The organism is Corynebacterium sp. UMB6689, from assembly GCF_030215295.1.
GTDB lineage: Bacteria > Actinomycetota > Actinomycetes > Mycobacteriales > Mycobacteriaceae > Corynebacterium > Corynebacterium aurimucosum.
Map to the genome: position 1 here is coordinate 21,115 of NZ_JASOLS010000022.1, position 18,165 is coordinate 39,279.

19 protein-coding genes are annotated in these 18,165 nt (G+C 57.0%); 13 read left to right on the top strand and 6 right to left on the bottom strand.

The window, feature by feature from the left end; genetic code table 11:
* Nucleotides 1–7: 7 nt before the first annotated feature.
* The 13 genes from QP363_RS10955 (at nucleotide 8) to QP363_RS11015 (ending at nucleotide 15,919) form a co-directional block, all read left to right on the top strand.
* Nucleotides 8–805, top strand: a complete 798-nt coding sequence (locus QP363_RS10955; RefSeq protein WP_284764591.1) for a hypothetical protein — start codon at nucleotides 8–10, stop codon at nucleotides 803–805.
* A gap of 102 nt (nucleotides 806–907) precedes the next feature.
* Complete coding sequence (locus QP363_RS10960) at nucleotides 908–1,288, top strand: hypothetical protein (protein ID WP_284764592.1); 381 nt, start codon at nucleotides 908–910, stop codon at nucleotides 1,286–1,288.
* A 68-nt stretch (nucleotides 1,289–1,356) separates the two neighbouring features.
* On the top strand, nucleotides 1,357–1,644 hold the full coding sequence (locus QP363_RS10965; protein WP_284764593.1) for a hypothetical protein: 288 nt from the start codon (nucleotides 1,357–1,359) through the stop codon (nucleotides 1,642–1,644).
* Between the two features lie 27 nt (nucleotides 1,645–1,671).
* A complete protein-coding gene (locus QP363_RS10970) occupies nucleotides 1,672–7,953 on the top strand; it encodes a phage tail tape measure protein (protein WP_284764594.1) in 6,282 nt (2,093 codons plus the stop codon).
* A 1-nt stretch (nucleotide 7,954) separates the two neighbouring features.
* Nucleotides 7,955–8,710 carry a hypothetical protein gene (locus tag QP363_RS10975; protein WP_284764595.1) on the top strand — a complete coding sequence of 252 codons (756 nt, stop codon included), beginning with the start codon at nucleotides 7,955–7,957 and terminating at the stop codon, nucleotides 8,708–8,710.
* Entirely contained in the window at nucleotides 8,710–9,570 is an 861-nt protein-coding gene (locus QP363_RS10980; protein ID WP_284764596.1) for a hypothetical protein, read from the top strand. The genes QP363_RS10975 and QP363_RS10980 overlap by 1 nt, the downstream gene beginning before the upstream one ends.
* Nucleotides 9,571–9,572: 2 nt before the next feature.
* Nucleotides 9,573–11,309 (top strand): hypothetical protein, encoded by a 1,737-nt coding sequence (locus tag QP363_RS10985; RefSeq protein WP_284764597.1) that lies wholly within the window; start codon nucleotides 9,573–9,575, stop codon nucleotides 11,307–11,309.
* Between the two features lie 12 nt (nucleotides 11,310–11,321).
* A complete protein-coding gene (locus QP363_RS10990; RefSeq protein WP_284764598.1) occupies nucleotides 11,322–12,965 on the top strand; it encodes a hypothetical protein in 1,644 nt (547 codons plus the stop codon).
* Between the two features lie 2 nt (nucleotides 12,966–12,967).
* Entirely contained in the window at nucleotides 12,968–13,255 is a 288-nt protein-coding gene (locus QP363_RS10995; RefSeq protein ID WP_284764599.1) for a hypothetical protein, read from the top strand.
* A 9-nt stretch (nucleotides 13,256–13,264) separates the two neighbouring features.
* Entirely contained in the window at nucleotides 13,265–14,740 is a 1,476-nt protein-coding gene (locus QP363_RS11000; protein WP_284764600.1) for a glycoside hydrolase domain-containing protein, read from the top strand.
* On the top strand, nucleotides 14,733–15,155 hold the full coding sequence (locus QP363_RS11005) for a hypothetical protein (protein WP_284764601.1): 423 nt from the start codon (nucleotides 14,733–14,735) through the stop codon (nucleotides 15,153–15,155). Before QP363_RS11000 ends, QP363_RS11005 begins: the two co-directional genes overlap by 8 nt.
* A gap of 9 nt (nucleotides 15,156–15,164) precedes the next feature.
* Complete coding sequence (locus tag QP363_RS11010; RefSeq protein ID WP_284764602.1) at nucleotides 15,165–15,566, top strand: hypothetical protein; 402 nt, start codon at nucleotides 15,165–15,167, stop codon at nucleotides 15,564–15,566.
* Nucleotides 15,563–15,919, top strand: a complete 357-nt coding sequence (locus tag QP363_RS11015) for a hypothetical protein (protein WP_284764603.1) — start codon at nucleotides 15,563–15,565, stop codon at nucleotides 15,917–15,919. The genes QP363_RS11010 and QP363_RS11015 overlap by 4 nt, the downstream gene beginning before the upstream one ends.
* A gap of 299 nt (nucleotides 15,920–16,218) precedes the next feature.
* Here the strand turns inward: QP363_RS11015 and QP363_RS11020 are convergent, their stop codons facing one another.
* The 6 genes from QP363_RS11020 to QP363_RS11045 form a co-directional block, all read right to left on the bottom strand.
* Entirely contained in the window at nucleotides 16,219–16,437 is a 219-nt protein-coding gene (locus QP363_RS11020; RefSeq protein ID WP_284764604.1) for a hypothetical protein, read from the bottom strand.
* Nucleotides 16,438–16,528: 91 nt separating this feature from the next.
* Nucleotides 16,529–16,759, bottom strand: a complete 231-nt coding sequence (locus tag QP363_RS11025; RefSeq protein WP_284764605.1) for a hypothetical protein — start codon at nucleotides 16,757–16,759, stop codon at nucleotides 16,529–16,531.
* Nucleotides 16,759–17,289, bottom strand: a complete 531-nt coding sequence (locus QP363_RS11030; protein WP_284764606.1) for a hypothetical protein — start codon at nucleotides 17,287–17,289, stop codon at nucleotides 16,759–16,761. The genes QP363_RS11025 and QP363_RS11030 overlap by 1 nt, the downstream gene beginning before the upstream one ends.
* Complete coding sequence (locus tag QP363_RS11035; RefSeq protein WP_284764607.1) at nucleotides 17,286–17,423, bottom strand: hypothetical protein; 138 nt, start codon at nucleotides 17,421–17,423, stop codon at nucleotides 17,286–17,288. Before QP363_RS11035 ends, QP363_RS11030 begins: the two co-directional genes overlap by 4 nt.
* A 9-nt stretch (nucleotides 17,424–17,432) precedes the next feature.
* Nucleotides 17,433–17,678: a hypothetical protein gene (locus QP363_RS11040; protein ID WP_284764608.1), complete on the bottom strand. Its 246-nt coding sequence runs from the start codon at nucleotides 17,676–17,678 to the stop codon at nucleotides 17,433–17,435.
* A gap of 9 nt (nucleotides 17,679–17,687) precedes the next feature.
* Entirely contained in the window at nucleotides 17,688–17,885 is a 198-nt protein-coding gene (locus QP363_RS11045; RefSeq protein ID WP_284764609.1) for a hypothetical protein, read from the bottom strand.
* Between the last annotated feature and the right edge of the window lie 280 nt (nucleotides 17,886–18,165).

Below are 18,165 nucleotides of genomic sequence, written 5' to 3' on the forward strand. Positions count from 1 at the left end.
AATCATCATGGCTAAAACGCCTAAGGTAGACCTTACTGCCCCTAACTACTCAACCCAGCTGCTGAACCTCGGCGTTACCGGGTGTCTCAACTACGCCCCGCCGGGTACAAAGATGCCCAAAAATATGGGGTCTTACGAAAAGCCCTTTGTTGACCTCGGCTGGATTGCTGATTCCGGAATCTCTGAGGCCCTGAATGAAGAGCGCAACAATTGGACCCCGTGGCAGGCTCAGAACTCCCAGCGCTCTCAGGTCTCTTCTCAGGAATTCACGTTCCAGGCGACCGTGTGGTCTATCGGCGGCCTCGCTAATTCCCTGTTCTACGGTGTGGCCGCGGAAGATATGGAATTCGATTCCGCTTCCGGCGTCGTGTCTTTCGAGCAGGGCAAGGAACTTCCGGAAGAATTCCAGTTCCGGCTCGGTATCGATGTGATCGATGGCAAGAAGGCGCGCCGCTTCTTGCTTCCGGCGGCGTCGGTCTCCGAGCGTGGCGAAATCGTCTACACAAAGACCGATCTGGTTGGCTACCAATTCACCTTCAAGACCAACCTTGATAACGAGCTTGGATACTCTATCCGCCGTGAATTCCTCGAGGGCTGGAAGCCGGGCCAGGCAGGCTCGACCCTTGAGGCGGATAATTCTGGCCGTAACCCGGGCGATTGGTCTACCCCGCCGGCTTCCGGCGAGGGCGATAACGCCGATAACGAGGAGGGCTCTTACTCCGCGGTGGATGATACCCCGAATGAAGAGCCTTCCTCCCCGGAAGTTGAAACGGATCCGGAAACTGAAACCGATCCGGAAGCTTAAAACAATGGGGTCGCCGTTTTGTGGGTCGCGGCGGCCCTACCTCTTTTAGGCCCACAACATTTTTTGACCCGCCCTTTTTTCACAATTTAGGAGGTTGTCATCATGGCAACGACTAACCTTGATGCCCTGCTGGAGAAGCGCCGCGAAGTTGTCGGCGATTCCCATTCTTTCCCGGTGGAATTCGCCGGTACCACCTTCCATTTCGTCGCCCCGGAGCTGGCCTCGGCGGAGTGGAACGATCGCCATACCGCTCTGCGCGATGATATTCAAGATGGGGTTATCACTTCCGGAGATGCTCGCGCGGAGATGGCCGACCTGGTGCTCGGCGATGAAGCCGAGGCCTTCATCGAAAAGGCGAATGAAGCCGATGTAGACCCGCTTTCGCTGATTGGTTGGGCTCTGCAGGACCACGCTGATTACGTGGGAAAAATCCGATCCCGGGAGAACTCCAATCGTTTCCAGAGGCGTGCGAAGCGGCGTTAAGCGCAACATACGGCGGGGACCCGGTCGCGGATTGGCTCCGCGGTGATATAACTTCCCGCCGCCTGCGCGTGCTCATTGCCGGGCTTCCCGATGATTCGGCGCTTCACCGCGCCTATCGGGACGGTCATGATTGGTCATCGCTGCATGATCTTTTGTGGATCCTGGTACAAGGGTTGCCGCGCTCGGAAATGCTTCTCGCTAGGCAGTTATCTAAGGAGCAGGCCCGTGGTCTGCGATTCCCGCGGGTTAAGCCCTACCCGTGGAGCGAGGACAAGGATAAGAAACAATTTGGCCGCGTCGATGAAGGCGATGAAATCGCGGCCCTTGAATACCTGCAAGGACTTTCACCTGATTAAATCCCGTTCAACTTAGGAGGTCTTACTATGGCCCGCGACGCTCAATACGTCCCGATCCTTCCGTCCTTTGATGGATTCTTTAAGGAAGTCGGAAAAAATGCGGAAAAGGGCGGCGCGCAGGCCGGTAAGTCCTTTGCCGATTCCATGGCGCGCGAGGTCAAAAAGGCCGAGGGCGCTGTGGAAAAGGCTACGCTGCAGGTTGAACGGGCTCGGGCCCGGCAGGCTAATGCGGCGGATAAGGCTACGGTCGCTAGCGCGAAATTGGCCGAGGTCATGGAAAAGGAGAATGTTAAGGCCTCCGAAATTGCTAAGGCCCGCGCTGACCTGGCTAAGGCGCAGCGCGATGAAGAATTGAATACTAAGGCGCTGGAAGCCGCTAACGTAAAGCTGCAGCGCGCTCAAACTGATCTAACGAAGAAGACGCAAGAGGCGGAAGATGCTACCGGCGATTTCGCTAAAGCGCAGTCCGCGGCGGAAGATTCTTCCGGGGGCCTGGTTGCCGGTCTTGATAAGACGAAACTAGCTTTCGCCGCTATTTCCGGCGCCATTGCTGCCGCCGGTGGAGCTCTCTACGGTATCGGCTCTAAATTTGATGAAGCATGGGATACGATCCGGGTTGGTACGGGAGCATCCGGGGAGGCGCTGGAAGGTCTGAAGGATACCGCGCGTAATGTGGCCTCGTCCGTCCCGGCGTCGATTGAGGATATTGGTACCGCCGTCGCGGATATTAATACCCGCCTTGGTCTTACCGGCGAGCCGCTGGAAAAGTTCGCTTCCCAAATGATCCAGCTGGAAAATATGGGTGTCGATGCCGATATTAACGCCGTGTCCCAGGCGCTTAATGGTTTCGGGGTTGAAGCGGAAAGCATGCCCGACGCCCTCGATGAACTCTTTCAGGTTTCCCAGGCCACGGGCCTTACTGTTACCGAGCTGTCTAACTCGGCGGTGAAGGCCGGCCCGGCGCTGCGCGAATTCGGTTTCTCCCTCGGCGATTCTGCCGCCCTTGCCGGTCAATTGGATAAGGCCGGTGTTAACGCGGATGGCACGATGCAGCGCATGCAGCGCGCCCTCGCCGAATTTGCTAAGGAAGGCCGCGATGCCCCATCCGCTTTCAAGGAAACGATTGAGCAGATCGATTCCCTGATTGCTTCCGGTCAATCGGCGGAGGCCATCGATATGGCTAGCGGCCTTTTCGGTACCCGCGGCGCTGCGCAATTTGTCGATGCCGTGAAAACCGGAACTCTGTCCGTGGAAGATTTCATGGCGGCTACGGGTGCGACCGAGGACACGATTCTCGGCGTTGCGGAAGAAACAATGAGCTTCGCCGAGCGGTGGGAAATCTTCAAGAACCGCGCACTTTTGGCGATTGAACCGGTGGCCATGGCGCTCTTTGATGTCCTCGGTCCCGCTATGGAAACCGCGGCGGATAAGCTCGAGGTCATTTCTGAATGGATTACCACGACCCTGATTCCCGCAATTTCCGGAGTGGTTGAGTGGATGAAGCGCTCGGCGGGCGTGATTGCATCCGTCGCCGCCCCGGTAGGCATTTTGGCCGGCGCGTATGGTGCCCTGGTCCTGCAACAAAAGATTGCGACCGCCGGTGGATTCCTGCAATGGCTCATGAAGCTTACGGCGGTGGAAAAGGTTCACGCCGCCGTTACTAAGGGTGTTGCCGCAGCCCAGGCCGCGCTTAATCTGGTGATGAATGCTAACCCGATCTTCCTTGTGGTGACCGCTATTACTGCCCTGGTCGCGGGGCTTGCCATCTTTTTCACAAAGACCGAAACCGGGCGTGAACTGTGGGCAAAATTCACCGACGGCCTGTCCGCCGGGTGGGAAGCCTTCACGGGTGTCTTTAAGGCCGGTATCGATTGGATTAGCGATGCATTTAATGGCCTGAAGGCCCTGTTTGTCGAGGGTGATTTTACCGGCGCACTGGCTAATGCTTTCGGGCTGGAAGAGGATTCCCCAATCGTGGGTTTCCTACTCGGCGTTCGCGACGCATTCATTACCGTGTGGGATGCGGGTAAAGCCGTCTTCGGGTGGCTCGCTGAAGCGATGAAGGTTACTTTCGCTGTAGTAGGAACCGCGGCTATCTACCCATTCATCGCGGGGTGGAATGTGCTTTCCGGCGCTATCCAGGCGGCGTGGACAAACATCATCCAGCCGGTCCTGTCTGGTATCGGGACGGCCTTTACCGCTTTGTGGAACAACGTTCTGAAGCCGCTCGGCGGGATTATTGTCTCCGCGTGGAATGGTCTTGTGGAAGGCTTTAAGACCGGCGTGTCCCTGGTGGTTGATGTGATCCTCCCCGCGATTGGGGCGGGCTTCATGTGGCTATGGGAGAACGCTGTTAAGCCCTACTTCGACTTCATCCGGGACGGCTTTAATCGTCTGGTCGAACTTTTGCGCGCGGGCGCGGAACTTCTGCGCACCTATGTGTGGGAGCCGTGGGCCGCGGCGATTACCTGGCTATGGGATAGCGCGATTAGCCCCGTTTTCGGTTTCATCGTCGACGGCTGGGATACCCTCCGCCAGGCCCTCGGAGCTGGCTGGGATTGGATTCGGTCTAATGTGATCGAGCCGTACCAGGCGGCGATTCTTTGGCTGTGGAATGAAGGTGTTTCCCCGGCGCTGGACTGGATCTCGAATAAGTGGGATTGGATGACCTCGGCCCTGAACGCCGGTTTCGTGTTTGTGCGCGATACGGTGTTTGCCGGGCTGAAGGCCGCCCTTGACGCCGTTAAGAGCTCGTTTGAGTTCGCGGTTGATGGTATCGGGAAGGCGTGGGGGAAGATTCGTGAGCTCACTAAGAAACCTGTGCAGTTCGTGGTGAATACCGTGTACAACAACGGTATTCGTAAAGCATGGAACGCTGTAGGCAAATTGGTGGGGCTGGATGAACTCCCAGAACACAAGTTCGCGACCGGCGGTATCCTTCCGGGCTATACCCCGGGCCGGGATATTTATGATTTCATCGAGCCGCGTACTGGTATGCGTATTGGCCTGTCTGGTGGCGAGCCGATCCTCCGCCCGGAGGCCGGCCGCGTTCTGGGTTCCGGTTGGGTTGATGGTATTAACTCCGCCGCGCGTGTCGGTGGCGTTAACGGTGTACGGGACTTCCTGTACGGCAAGCAGGAGCGGAACCTCGGCGGATTCTATTCCGGTGGTGTAGTGGGCTCAATCGTTGATTGGGTGAACAAGTATTACCCGATGATGACGATTACCTCTACCGTGCGAAATACTCCCGATAATCACGGCCGCGGCCTGGCGGTAGATTTCTCGAACTCTACCGATTCGACTCCTGAAATGCGCTCGGCCGCGATGAACCTTTTCACCAATTACGGTAAAGGCCTCCTGGAGCTTATTCACTCTCCGTTTAATCACAACGTGAAGAACGGTAAGGATATGGGCGACGGATTCGGTTACTACGGCGCGGGAACAATGAACCAGCACCGTAATCACGTTCACGTGGCCTCCCCGCAGCCTCTCGGTGACCCTAAAAATATGGTTGAGATGGTATGGGACGGCGCGAAAGCGGTATTCACGTCCATTAAGGACCGGGTGACGGGCCTATTCAACCCGATCATCGATGGGATAAAGGGAAAGATTGGTTCTTTCAAGGTTCCCGGAATCATTGGCGGGCTTCCAGGCGCATTTTTTAATACTGTCTGGGACTCTGCTAAGAAATTTATCCTCGGGAAGGCGGATGAATCCGGCTCCTATTCCGGTGCTGCTGGTGCCGCTGGAAATGCTGAGTCGTGGCGCGAGATGGCTATGGCTGCGATGCGCCGCCAGGGCTTTAATGCCGATGATCCGGCGCAGGTGAATGCGATGCTGTCGCAAATCATGTCGGAATCGGGCGGCGACCCTAACGTTGCCCAGCAGATTGTGGATATTAACGGTACCGGTGAGTCCGCTGGCGTGGGCCTGCTGCAAATCATCCCGGGAACCTTCGAGGCCAATCGTGACCCTGAACTGCCGAACGATCGCCGCGACCCGTGGGCCAACATGAATGCCGCGCTTCGCTACTATAAGGGCCGCTACGGCACCGACCTCACTACTATGTGGGGCCACGGTCATGGATACGCCCTCGGCGGTATCATCCCGGCGTTGACCCGCCTGTACGACCAGGGCGGCTGGCTGCCTCATGGTGCGATGGCGCTTAATCTCTCCGGCCGCCCGGAGCCGGTGCTTACCGATGCCCATTGGGACCGCGTGTCCGAGCTCATTAGGCAGGTAGGCGAAATGGTGCCGCAGCTGAAGGCAACCACGGACGTCATCGCCGATAACCTCACCCCGGCTATGCGCGAGCTGGCCGCGGCGTGGTCCGGTGAAACGGATGGGGCGCGGGAACATCTTTCCCGCCTGATTGGTGAAGATAATGCGCAGGCGGTGGCCTGGTCCGCGGCGTGGGCTGGAACCGCGTCCGTGAACGAGCTGTTTGATACCTTTAGCAAACTGCCCGGTCTGGAAACCTATACCCGCGTATTTTCCGGAATTGTCGATGGTCATGATGCGGTGCTGCAAAAGTACGCGGATCATGACCAGGCGCTGAAGGTCATCGCGGAAAAGGAAGAGGCGCTAGCCGAGGCTCGGAAGGCGCTTAGTGAAGCTGAATCTGATGCGGTGGAGCTCGATAAGAACGATAAGCGCAAGTTGGCGGACGCTGAAGAAAAGTTGGCTGAAGCTAGGAAGGATGGTGATCCGGAAAAGGTCGCCGACGCTGAAAAGAAGCTTTCGGAAGTCCGTGAGGACCTTGCTGATAAGCAATCCGCGTCGGAGGAAAAGAAGCAGGATGCGATTAAGGCCGCGCAAGAAAAAGTTCTCGGCGCGGAACTTGATTTGTCTAACGCTCGTGGGGCTGCGGCGGATATTGCTAAGGCTGCGGGGCAGGCGCAAATTGCGCTGGCTATCGAAATTGCCGCTACCGTCTTCGAGGTCATCGAAAAGCTGATTGATGCTTTCACGATGGCGCGGACTGCGGTGTGGTCTGGTATCGAAGAGATGATGGGCTCCATTAAGGAGCTGAATGATCTCATTGCAAAACAGCGGGAGGCCGTTGTTGGTCTGTCGATGGACTTCATCGCGGCTCAGATTGATGTTCGGGAAGCGATGCGCCAAACTCGCTTCACTCAGATTTCGGGTATGGAAGCAACGCTTAAGGCGGCTAAGGGAGTGGCGGAAGCCCAGGCCGCTTTCGATGAACAACTGCGCAAGGATGCCCGGGCCAATATTGGTGCCTATACCGATTTGTCTTTGGCGACGGATCGTTGGCGCTGGAACGTGAAGGAAAATACCGACGGCGCGCTCGGCGATTTGGCGGAATGGTCCGATGAAACTAAGGCGGCGTTTGAAGCGCTGCAAGCCGCCCAGCTCGGAATGCATATCGAGGAATTGAAGGCTAGGGAGGCTAATCTTGATGCGATTCATGCGCAAAAGATGGCTGTCCTAGACTTGGAAGATACCTCCCGAAATATGCAACTAGCGATCCGAAAGCTGGCCATCATGTCCGGGAAGGCTTTCGGTTTCGATCAGGTTGGCGCGACTGTGGGTGAACGCTATGCCGCGCTGGCCCGCGAATTGGCGGAAATTGAGGCGAAAAAGGCTAAGACCTCAACCTGGCTTAATCCCGCGAATTGGTTTAACGGCTACTACAAGAACGCTAACCGCCGCCAGGATCAGATTCGGGCGGAAATGGAAGCGCTCGCCGCCCGGGATGATTTCCAGGGTGTCGGTATGTCCGAGTCCGATATTCGGAAGATGATTGCGGGCGCGGGATTCATGGGCCTGTTTGGCGGATCCGGTGATATTGATGACCTGATTTCCTACTCCCCGCTAGGGGACGCTTCCCGCGCTTTGGATAAGGTGCGCTGGGAATCTGATTTGCTCGACCTGAAGAACTCGCAGGCGGAGCTGGATTCCAAGGTGAAGCGCGGTACCGCTGATTTGGCCTATCGGACTGAGAAGGGCGAAATCGCGGATCGTATCCGTGCGGCCGAGCTCGAGCGCGATTCGCGTTCCAATTGGTCTGAATACTGGCGCACCTCGAATGAAGAGGTCCGCGCCGCGATTGCTGATATTGCCAATTACCAGGGCGATACGGCTGAACGGCTGAAGCAAATTGCGGAAAAGAAATCGACCCTTGTGATTCAAGTACCGGAAGGGAAGGAGGCTATTTCTCTTCGCGAGCTGGAAGCTCTGCAAGATGCGGTTAAGGCCCAGGCCGCGGACCTTGAACTGCGATTGGAAAAGATTGAGAATCCGCGCCTCGGCGGCGCGGCCGTTACTGGAAGGGTGAGAGCATAACGTGTTCTACGAATTAGATTTAGTTTCCCCAACTGGGGAAACGTTCAACCTGATTGCCGACGGCTCCCCCGGCCCGGTAGCGGTGGAAGCCGAGACGGTGGAAGGCCTAACCAGCTCATTCGAGGACCACCCGGTGCAGTCGGTTGGTGTGCCGGGCCAAATCGTCGATTTCCGGGACCGTACTATTTCGCCGATAACTGGAAGCCTCGGCGTGGTGGTGCAATCCCCGGATGATTGGCATGATTTCCGCCGGGCGTGGTCAACGTGGGAATACTCATGGCTGGTGCTGTCGATTGGCGGGGCGCGGTACCGATTGGCGGCGCGCCTCCCGGCGGCGTTTAAGTTCCCGGCGGCGATTCCGAAACGCGGGGACCGGGTTCGAGTTGATGTGATCGCGGATTCGCCGGGTGTGTGGACGGTGCCGCTTTCCGGGGAGGGTACTGTCACGGTGACGAATTACGGTGATGTTCCCATATGGCCAGAAATCGTGTGGGAGGGGTCTGGTGGGCAGGTGATCCTTCCTTCCGGCGCGATGTTCATCCTCCCGGTAGTCAGCGAGGAGCACCGCCTGCCTCTTGCGCGGAATAATTCCGGCCGTATCTTCCGCGGCGATGAATACGACCGGGAACTTACCCGCCGGGTGGGCGCGGTAGGGGAATCCGTGCCCCGTGGGGAAGAACGCGACTTTACCGTTCCCCCGGGCGCGCGCCTGGTATGGGAAATCGGGGTATTCGACCCATTTGAAAAGGAACTGTGATGAAACTCCCTGATTGGCGGAAGCATATTAGGCAGGCTGTAGCCGATGATGGCTTTTGGGTAGGAATCGCCAACGAGGACGGCGTGCCCTTCATGGAAGTACCACCCTTCGAGTCGCTGAAGTTCCCGCGTAACCGAATGGCGGTATCGGAATTCGAGCTCACCCTGCATGCACCGGCGGATACCCCAATCAAAGATGAACTGATCGCCGAGGGTATCGGCCTGCAAGATGAAGCCGGCCGCCTGGTCCCGGCTAAAGGCCCGACCCGGATGTTGATTGTGGAAGTTCCCGGTCGCCCGCGCCTGGCATATTTCATTACGCATGCCACGATTTCCGGGGCGGCCGCTCCCGACACCCTTGTAATTAAAGGCGTTGATGCGGTGGATTGCCTAGCCTTTTGGCCGGGCCCCTCGATTCCTCTGGAAGTGCAAAACGCGAAATTTCAAACATGGAATGAAGACGCTTCCGGGGAGCGGTACGGGATTCCGCGGCGGTTGGCGCAGGTGCCTTTTGCTACCGCGGCGGATGGGTACACGATGAAGGGCCAGGCGCGGTCTGTCATCCGCGATTTCGTGGATGATTCCCTCAAGAGCGTGAACGCTCTCATGGGGTGGGAAGGCGACGAGCATGCGGTAGTGGATTATTCGGGCGGGGTGGATGATTCCCGCGAGATCTATCTGCGAACTTCGGATGATTATGTGCTCGATACGATTGCCGCGCCGCTGAAGAACGCCGGCCTGTATCTACGGGTGGACATGTGGTGGCCGGGCGATGATCCGGTACTGGTACGCGGCGGTGGTACGAAATCGTGGACGCGGCCCATGCTGATTATCCGCATTGATGAAATGAAGGAGGCCTAACAATGGAGCTACATCCTCTCATTGCCGACGGCGGCGAGGTAACGATCCTCCGCTCTTTGGCCGCGTACTCTTTCGGCGCGTGGAATGTGACGTGGTCTGATTCCATTCCGGAAGATGAACGGCCCTCGGCCGGTGATGACCGCCAGTTCGGGTATTTCTCCGATTTCGATCGCCGGCCCGGCCGTATGGGGCGGCGTTTCGTCAAGAATGACGTTAGTATCACGGCGCGGGAATTCAACGACCGCGGGGTGCCTATCCCGGATTCCGGTTTCTCCAATGTGGAAGAAGTACTGGATTCGGCGATTACGCGGACCGCGGGTGAAGCGGTGTTGGAGCGCGAAATTGATAATGCGGGCCTCGGCGGCCTGGAGCCCTATGTCGATTTCGATGTGGGCGATATTGTTTCTATCTCCTACTGGAACAAAGTGTTTTTCCTGCCGGTGACTGAAATCGCTCTGGAATCCTCGGTAGGCGCGGCGCGCCGGTATCGGGTGCGGGTGGGTAATTCTCCAATCTTCGATGATGACGCCCGGAATCGGGATAATGCTGAATTGGCTCGCATGATTGCCGATGAGCGGCGTGAACGGCGTGAAACAGATAGGCGTGAATCTAAACGGCGGCAGGAAGCGCTGGATGAAGAAGCAAAACGGCGTAAGGCAGCGTTGGCGGAAGAGGCGGAAGCTCGGCGTCAAGCGCTGGAAGCTGAAGCCCGGGAACGTTCTAACGCGCTAGTGGAAGAATCGCGGGCTCGGCGTGAAGCCCTTGAGCAGGAAGCAACTAACCGAAACAATGCGATTGACAACGCGGTTTCGGGGGAGGCGGAAGCGCGTAAAAAGGCGCTGGAATTAACCAATACAGATGTTGAAAAGGTAGTTCGATTCCTGCGAGGCTATAGCTCGGCCCCGGATGATCTTGTGCGCTCCCTGTCTGCGATTAATTCTCAACTGGCTAGCCAGGGCAAAAGCTCGGAGAGCGGCCTGGTGCCGGCGTATTTGAATCTCAATACGGAATTGTGGAAAGCGCAAAAGAAAATCGATAAGGCGCAGACCGATCTAGCTTTGGCGAATAGGCGGGCTATCAACTCCCTAGAACTGTCGCGAAAAATGCATGGTAATACCTTGCGGTGGAATAAGGCGCAGCGGGTGCGTATCTATCACCATGAAGGCCGTGAACCGGTGATTCACGATGACATGATCCAAACTGACGCCGGTGAGGGATGGTTTAGGGTTGTGGCGCGTGGTACGTGGCTTGGCCGTATCAACGTGCAAGTTGAGCTGAAGTCCATGGTGACGGGGTCCTCGGCCGTGGATATGTACACCCTCGATGTAACTACCTCTAAGCGTGAAGAACGCTTTACTCGTGGTGCTCTTCAAATGGCTGTGACAAGGGCACATATTCAGATCGCCCCTGACGTGGGTAATGATCCAGCTGAATACGTGTTTGTTGCGCGTGATACGAATCGGTTCTATCCATCTGATTATCCGCACGGTCAGGAAGGCGGAATTATTCATTTCCCCGCCGGTCATGTCGGTCTTCTCGCGTGGCGGGGCCGCGGGTATCGCTTTGATAAACCTGTTTCGTTTAAGGGAACTGAGGGGAAATGGTGGGACGCCTCCGACGTCGGATCGGTCATTCCTCCGGCGGAATACCGGAACGGTATCGGCGTGGTGCTCGTGCGCCCCGCGGGTTATAAGAATTACCCCGAGGGTGAAGTGTTTACCTTTACGGAAGGATTTTAAGGAGGCCGTGTCATGGCTCGCATTACTGGAACGTTGAAATATGTCACGACCCGCCCGGAAGATGTAAAGCGCGCGTCGGTGCGTGCGCCGCGGGCTCGTGAATACGATGGGGCGGTTATCACAACGTCCACCGATTACGTGGATATAGTCGGCGGAAGGCTCGAGTTTGATGCCGCCCCGGGGCCGGTGGTTGTTACTCTTTTGAGGGCCCGCGGCCCGGTGGAAGTCCTCGAGCTTATTGTTCCCGAGGGCGGCGGTTCTTTGGCGGATGCGGTAGGCGCGGCGGAGTTGGCGGATTCCGCGACCCGGTCCCAATTGGAGCGCCTATCGGCGGAAGCTATGGAAGCGGTTCAGGAATCTAAGGCGGCAGCTTCCTCGGCTAAGGAAAGCTTAGGTGAGTTAAAGGCGCTGGAATCTAACGCGGAAGGGTTGCTGAACTCGGCGGCGGAAGCAGCATCGCGGGCGGAACAGATAGTGGGCTCGACGTCATGGGATAACGACGTGCTCACGGTTAACGGCAAATCTTCCCCGCCCTTGACTGGCCCGCGGGGGCCGCGAGGTGAACCGGGTGAACGAGGCCCGACAGGTGAGCGGGGTCCTGCCGGTGTTGATGGTTCCGTAACGTTCGATGAACTTACTGAATCTCAACGTGCTTCCCTGGTGGGTCCTCGTGGCCCGCGGGGGCCGCGAGGTGAACCGGGTGAACGAGGCCCGACAGGCGAGCGGGGTCCTGCCGGTGTTGATGGTGCAACAACGTGGGCAGGGATTGGTGGCAAGCCCGCCAAGTTCCCGCCACAAGACCATGAGCATGTGTCGGCGGATATTAGCGACGCTGTGGGTTATTTCGGTTCGCCAGGGTTCGGTAACCGTGTAGTAAAGACTCACCCCTCGGGGCACCTTCATGACGCAAACGACCCTAGTGAGGATAATCAACTCGCGCGCAAGGGGTATGTCGATAGTGTGGGCAATCAGAAAGCCGACAAGACGCACAAGCATAAGGTGGCGGATATAACCGATATACCTGCGATTGACTACCGCGTGAAGGGAGGCGTGCTGGTTCGTCGTTTGTCTAGTGGGCAGATTACTGTGCCCGAGGTGCCGGACGGCAACGCCGTTGCGGCCTCCAAGAAGTATGTGGATGACACTGCGTTCCCAGTGGGCATTACGCGCCTTGGGCAAAATGAGGATTTAAACAACTTCACCAAGACCGGCGTTTACCACCAGAACATGAACCGTAATGCTTCATCAGGGTCTAATTATCCAACTAACATAGCTGGCCTACTAGAGGTTTTTAATCCAGACGGGTCGATGACCTATCAACGCTATACCTGTTTTGGAAGCACTAACGAAATATGGACACGAGGCAAATACAATAGCACCTGGTCGCCATGGAAGATGAGTGCCCAAGATGGACACACACATACTTCCGCAGAGATCTCTGATGCAGTGGAGGCATACGTTCTTAAAGCCGACGGCAACAATGCTAACCGTTTAATCCGATCGGATTCTCGTGGCCGCATCACGGTGCAGGATGCGCACTTTCAGAACACGGAAACAGCTGTGGTGAACAGGCGTTATGTCGATTCGCGTATCCAGGTTGTGTCCTCGTTGCCGTCTAAGCCTGAGTCCGATGTTCTCTACGTGATTCCGGAGTAGTCATGGCTGTTTACATCGGTGGCAAGAAGGTTAAAGAGCTGTACTACGGCGGGAAGAAAATCAAGGAAGCTTGGCTAAACGGGAAAAAAGTGTACTCACAAGTCGGAAAAGTACGAAGGGGGTGGGTGTCTGACTTCTATTACGAGGCGGGAGACCGAAACGTATTTGAAGGGTATGTGTATGAATGCATTAAATCGCACTGGTCAGAATACAGCAATAAACCGGGCTACGGCTGGGACCAATACACCTACTGGAAGCAAATTGGCTATGAATACGAATTTGACTACTAGGGGTTCGATATGAAGGTAATTGATTTCTCGGCCGGGGTGCCTTCCGGCCGGTCTGTGAAGGCCGCGGGCTATGGCGGGGCGGTTCGATATATTTCACCACCCCGGGAGCCGTGGATGAAGGGAAAGATGATTAGCCGCGCCGAGGTGGCGGATTACGAGGCCGCCGGCCTGGACCTCGCTTTCGTCTGGCAATACGGCGGGGCCGCAGACCCTGATTCGATGCGCGGCTACGCCGGGGGAATGGCGGACGCCCAGGCGGCTAAGAAAGCTCTGGAAGACCTCGGCCGTTCCGGGTGGCCGGTGTTTTTCGCCGTCGATTTCGATATTTCCCTAAATCAGTGGAATTCAACCGCGGTTGATTATTTCCGCGCCGCCGGGGAGGTGCTCGGCGTGGATCGGGTAGGCATCTATGGGCATTCCCGCGTGATTGCGTGGGCTGCCGAGGATGGGGTAGTGGCCGACCTCGGCGGCGGGCGGGTGCTCGGTTGGCAGACCCCTGCATGGTCTCATGGGGTGCGCGCCCCGGAGGCCGTGCTCTACCAGGGGCGCGCTAACATTCCCGGCCCGGATGGAATCCAGATTGATGTGAACGACGTGCTTCATGATTATTGGGGCCAGCGACCGGCTTCCTTCGCCCGGCGTACAAAGTCGGTTCCGAGGGTCCAGGTCCGCGTCGATGAATACGTTTGGCTGAATAAGCATTTCACCCGGGGGCGTGGTGGCCAAAAGATTCGGCGCATCACCCGACACCATATGGGCGGAATCGGTAACGCCCATGATTGTTACCGGTGGTGGCAAACCAGGCGGGCTTCGGCGCATTTCGCGGTACAGGGAAATCACGTAGGGCAGCTAGTGAGGGTGGAAGATACCGCGTGGGGGAACAATGATCCCTCCAATGCTTACTGCGTTATTATCGAGCACTCTAATTCGGGCGGTCCCGATCAGGATTGGCCTATTTCGGAAGAAACGATTAAGCGCGGGGCGCAGTTGGCGGCGGAACTGTGCGCGGTGCATGGGCTCGGCCGCCCTGAATACGGCGTGAACATTGATGATCACCGCGATCATTCGGCGACCGCATGTCCCTACCATTTAGCTAACGGCGGAAAATATCACCAGCTGTGGATGAATGAAGCTCAGCGCTGGTACGACCTGATTACACAAGAGGAGGATTCCTTTATGCCCGCCTTAAACGATAATGAGCAGCGTGAATTGCTGCGATTGGTGAAGAAACTCAATCATGAAATCGCGGATCGGTTTGACTCCCGATACGATTTGGAACGGCTCCGCCGGGGTGAAATAGGGGAGGGTGAAGTCTTTTCCGATACGGCGATTGGCTATGCCCTCGAGGCGGATCGGAAGTTGGAAGATATGCACGCGAATATGCTGCCATTCATTGCGGAAACGCTTTCGGATATTTCGGTGGCGCTGCGAAAAATTGTTTCCTTGCAGGAAGCTCTGAACGTGAAAGTGGGGCGTGATGAATAATCGTGATGCGATTTCTACGGCGGTGGCTTCTGTCCTGGCTCGGCAGTCCTTCGTGCTGCAGCGGAAGGAAACATTCATCACGGTAGCGGTGGCCGTGGTGTGGGTAGGGTCCACGCTGATAGAGCAGCTTACGTCCGCCCCGGACTGGTTCGCCGTCGTGGTGGGCTGTGTTACCAGCCTAGCGGCGGCCCTTGTGATTGCTCTTACTAAGGGCGGAATCCCGCCTTCCGCGCTTCCCCGTATTCTGGAATCCTACGACATGGAAGTCGGCAAAACTGTGGATGTGGGGCCCGGGGTAGCGGAGGCGGTTGGCGCCCCGGACGCGGAGCCCGTTCCCGCGTCTAGTATCCTCCCGCCCGATTCCTCCCGAGCCCCTCGGCATTCCGCCGAGCGCCGGTTTAGCCTTTACGACTAAGGGGGCGCGATGATGAAGCGGCATTGGATTAGCTCGGATTCCGTAGGGCTGTTCATTATCGGTTTGGCGGCGTTGCTGCGCGGAATTTCGTACATGCCTTTTATGGTGAGCCCGGAGCGCCCGCCTGCGCATTTACTCGAGCAGGTCGCGCCGCCCCCGTTGTGGGCGTGGCCGTGGGTGATTAGCGGCGTGCTGTGCTTTGCGGCGGTTATCTTCCCGCGTTTTACGCCGCCCGCGGTTGGGGCCGGGGTAGGCCTTCACTTCTTGTGGGCTGTTTCCTTCCTGGTATCGGGTGGCCGCGGTTGGGTGAGCTCGATTGGGTACGGAGCGGTTACCGCTTTGGCTCTCTGGGCTTTTTCGCGCGGTAGGCTGCAATACTCGGCGTCGGTTCCGTCCTTGAAGGAGGGATGATGAACCTTGATGGCAATCTGGCAGGTCTGATCGGAACGTTGGCGGCGGCGGCGCTCGGTGTGCTCGGCGCGCGGTTAACGGCGCGCGCTAGCGTCGATGCGAAACGGATTGAAGCGGCATCGCCTGATTGGGACGCGTTCACGGATAAAATCATGCAGCGGCTGGATAGCCAGCAGGAAGAAATAGATTCTTTGCGGTCGCGCGTGGAAACTTTGCAAACAACGGTTGAAGCTACGCGGCGGAAGTATTGGGCGGCGATTGGTGGTTTGCGTCGTATCGCTAGGAACTCTGATAGTGCTTTAGCGGTGGCGCGTCTCCCCCCGGATGTTCACGACGACGTGGTGAACGGTTAGCGCCCGGCGGCGCGGGCTAATCTCTCTAGGCACTTACTGGATTTTTGGCTCCATTCCTCGGACTGATTCCGTAGGGGTGGGGCCGCCTTTTCGCGTTTTAGGGGTAAAAGAAAAATCCCCGCTAACGCGGGGATAAGAACTGTTTGTGCAATGCATTGAACATCGACAACGGTTCACCCCTGCTAACGCAGGGAGGGTTGAGCTTTCCTGAATGCCTAAGCATCAGCAACGGCTCACCCCCGCTAACGCGGGGACACCTTGAAGTGTAACGGGTAGTTATTTTTTGCGCAACCCGTGGGCTAAAGCGCGTGGCGCTCGATGATTTCCCAGAGGTCCGCGTCTTCCTTGATGTGGAAGCCGGAGCGGTTGATGTTGATTTCGCCTTTTGCGTTGTATTCGTCGTGCCAGTCGATCATTTCGTCCGCGATGGCGTCGATGTCGAATTCGTTGGCATACTCACCGAGGGGCTCAATAATTTCGCGGAGAATGGCTTCATCGAGGCGGCTGTAAATGGTCATTGTAGGGTTCCTTTCTCCCTCTCTTTTGCTTACATGTCCATTATAGCCCACGAACTCTAATTGTGTCAACCAGAGATTACGCTATTTATCTTTAAATTTCGATAGCGATCGGGTTCCGGGAATAAAGCCCCTGAAGGCTGTACCCATGATAAAAAAGGTGGCTGTAAATGTCCCGCTCCTGGTGCTCAACCTCATAATTCCCCTCGGCCATCGCACGGGAAGCCTCGATATGCGGGATGAAGATCGTCTTAGCGTGAGTTACGTCATCATTGATATAGAAGAGATGAATACCGTCGTGCATGAATGCAACATCAAAAGTCATTATTCTCCCTCGCCGAATTCCTTAATCACTGAATGAATGTAAGGGCGCGCTAAACCAGTTACCCGGGCGACCTCGGACTTCATCATTCCGGCCCTTACCGCCGCGCATATCTCCGCGTGCCACTCATTACGCGCCCGCTCTACTGCTTCCTGCGCAAGTTTATAACGCATGCCGGCGAGCTTTAGCTTCCTATGAATGCCCTCCCGATCCATCGTCTCCCGGAGCATGCGTCGTAGCTCTGTATTGCCCGGATCGGTAAGGAAGTCTGCGGGCGGGTAGATGATGAACTCTTCTACATAGCGCTGGAAATCGCGGCCTTCCTCCCGCGCCCGGGCCTCAAGTTTCTTCACGAGCTCCGCCCCGGTGGCGTGCGATATGGCTATTTTCACCACCCCGTTGCTGGTGGTCGCTGTCCACCTATCCGGGGCGCGATCGGGGTCCATCACGAAAATATGATCCGGAAGCGGCGGGGTGAGCCCGCAATAGTTGGATAGCAGGGAGGCGAGCTCTTCGCGGGTGATCTGATTCATTGTTTCTCCATTCTTTCGGCAAATTCCTGTGCGGCTTCCTCGGCCTCACTAAAGAGCTCTTCGATGGTGTCCGTATCGAGGTGGTCTTTAAGCAGGGCGCGGAGGTATCCGAGGGCGTAGGAGTCGGTGTTCATGGCGGTTCCTTAGCTGTAGATTCCGGCGGTGATTTCCTCGGCGACCTCGGCGGCCTCTTGCGCGCCGCGGGCGAGGTTGCGTAGAAACTCGGCGGTGGCGTTTAGATTTCCCGCGTTAGAGCGGTGATCGGTCTTTACGTAGGAATCTAGGAAAGCCTCGAGCGCGGTGCGGAATTCATCGGCGGCGCGGGTGTTGGTGTTGGGGATGTTGGCGAATACGAAATCTGTAATTTCGGCGGTCTCTACGTGGTTCATGATGGGTCCTTAGGCGGGGTTGATTTGGTCCATGGTGAGGATTGCGGCGGCTCCGAAATGCTTTCCGTCGCGGATGTATGCCCATGATTCGCCGCAGTCCGCGAGGTCATCAGCGTTTACTTCGAGGGGTGCGCCGGCGGGGACCGTTACGGTTCCGTGGTCATTGGTGAATTCGGTTTCCTCGGCTAGGTATCCGTGAAGAATCATTTTTCTTTCCTCTCTCTTGCTTACATGTACATTCTAACCCAACTGCGCTAAAAGTGTCAAGTCCGCATTACGGAAATATTGGGGAGTGTGGTGAAGGTCCCATTAGTGCCCTTCCGGCCTCTTTCCGGGGGCTCATGGCGGTACAGGATCCCACATGGATCCCACTTCCCGCCTGTCATACGTGGCATTTCTGGCATTCCTGGCACTAGTGGCACAACTCTGACCAGCGAGTATCCGGTTCCCGCTGGTAGGCGATTCCCGCGAAACTTATGAGCTGGGT

Coding starts and splice junctions, on each gene's coding strand:
- QP363_RS10955 (WP_284764591.1), top strand. CDS start 8: ATGGCTAAAACGCCTAAGGTAGACCTTACTGCCCCTAACTACTCAACC.
- QP363_RS10960 (WP_284764592.1), top strand. CDS start 908: ATGGCAACGACTAACCTTGATGCCCTGCTGGAGAAGCGCCGCGAAGTT.
- QP363_RS10970 (WP_284764594.1), top strand. CDS start 1,672: ATGGCCCGCGACGCTCAATACGTCCCGATCCTTCCGTCCTTTGATGGA.
- QP363_RS10980 (WP_284764596.1), top strand. CDS start 8,710: ATGAAACTCCCTGATTGGCGGAAGCATATTAGGCAGGCTGTAGCCGAT.
- QP363_RS10985 (WP_284764597.1), top strand. CDS start 9,573: ATGGAGCTACATCCTCTCATTGCCGACGGCGGCGAGGTAACGATCCTC.
- QP363_RS10990 (WP_284764598.1), top strand. CDS start 11,322: ATGGCTCGCATTACTGGAACGTTGAAATATGTCACGACCCGCCCGGAA.
- QP363_RS10995 (WP_284764599.1), top strand. CDS start 12,968: ATGGCTGTTTACATCGGTGGCAAGAAGGTTAAAGAGCTGTACTACGGC.
- QP363_RS11000 (WP_284764600.1), top strand. CDS start 13,265: ATGAAGGTAATTGATTTCTCGGCCGGGGTGCCTTCCGGCCGGTCTGTG.
- QP363_RS11005 (WP_284764601.1), top strand. CDS start 14,733: ATGAATAATCGTGATGCGATTTCTACGGCGGTGGCTTCTGTCCTGGCT.
- QP363_RS11010 (WP_284764602.1), top strand. CDS start 15,165: ATGATGAAGCGGCATTGGATTAGCTCGGATTCCGTAGGGCTGTTCATT.
- QP363_RS11015 (WP_284764603.1), top strand. CDS start 15,563: ATGATGAACCTTGATGGCAATCTGGCAGGTCTGATCGGAACGTTGGCG.
- QP363_RS11020 (WP_284764604.1), bottom strand. CDS start 16,437: ATGACCATTTACAGCCGCCTCGATGAAGCCATTCTCCGCGAAATTATT.
- QP363_RS11025 (WP_284764605.1), bottom strand. CDS start 16,759: ATGACTTTTGATGTTGCATTCATGCACGACGGTATTCATCTCTTCTAT.
- QP363_RS11030 (WP_284764606.1), bottom strand. CDS start 17,289: ATGAATCAGATCACCCGCGAAGAGCTCGCCTCCCTGCTATCCAACTAT.
- QP363_RS11035 (WP_284764607.1), bottom strand. CDS start 17,423: ATGAACACCGACTCCTACGCCCTCGGATACCTCCGCGCCCTGCTTAAA.
- QP363_RS11040 (WP_284764608.1), bottom strand. CDS start 17,678: ATGAACCACGTAGAGACCGCCGAAATTACAGATTTCGTATTCGCCAAC.
- QP363_RS11045 (WP_284764609.1), bottom strand. CDS start 17,885: ATGATTCTTCACGGATACCTAGCCGAGGAAACCGAATTCACCAATGAC.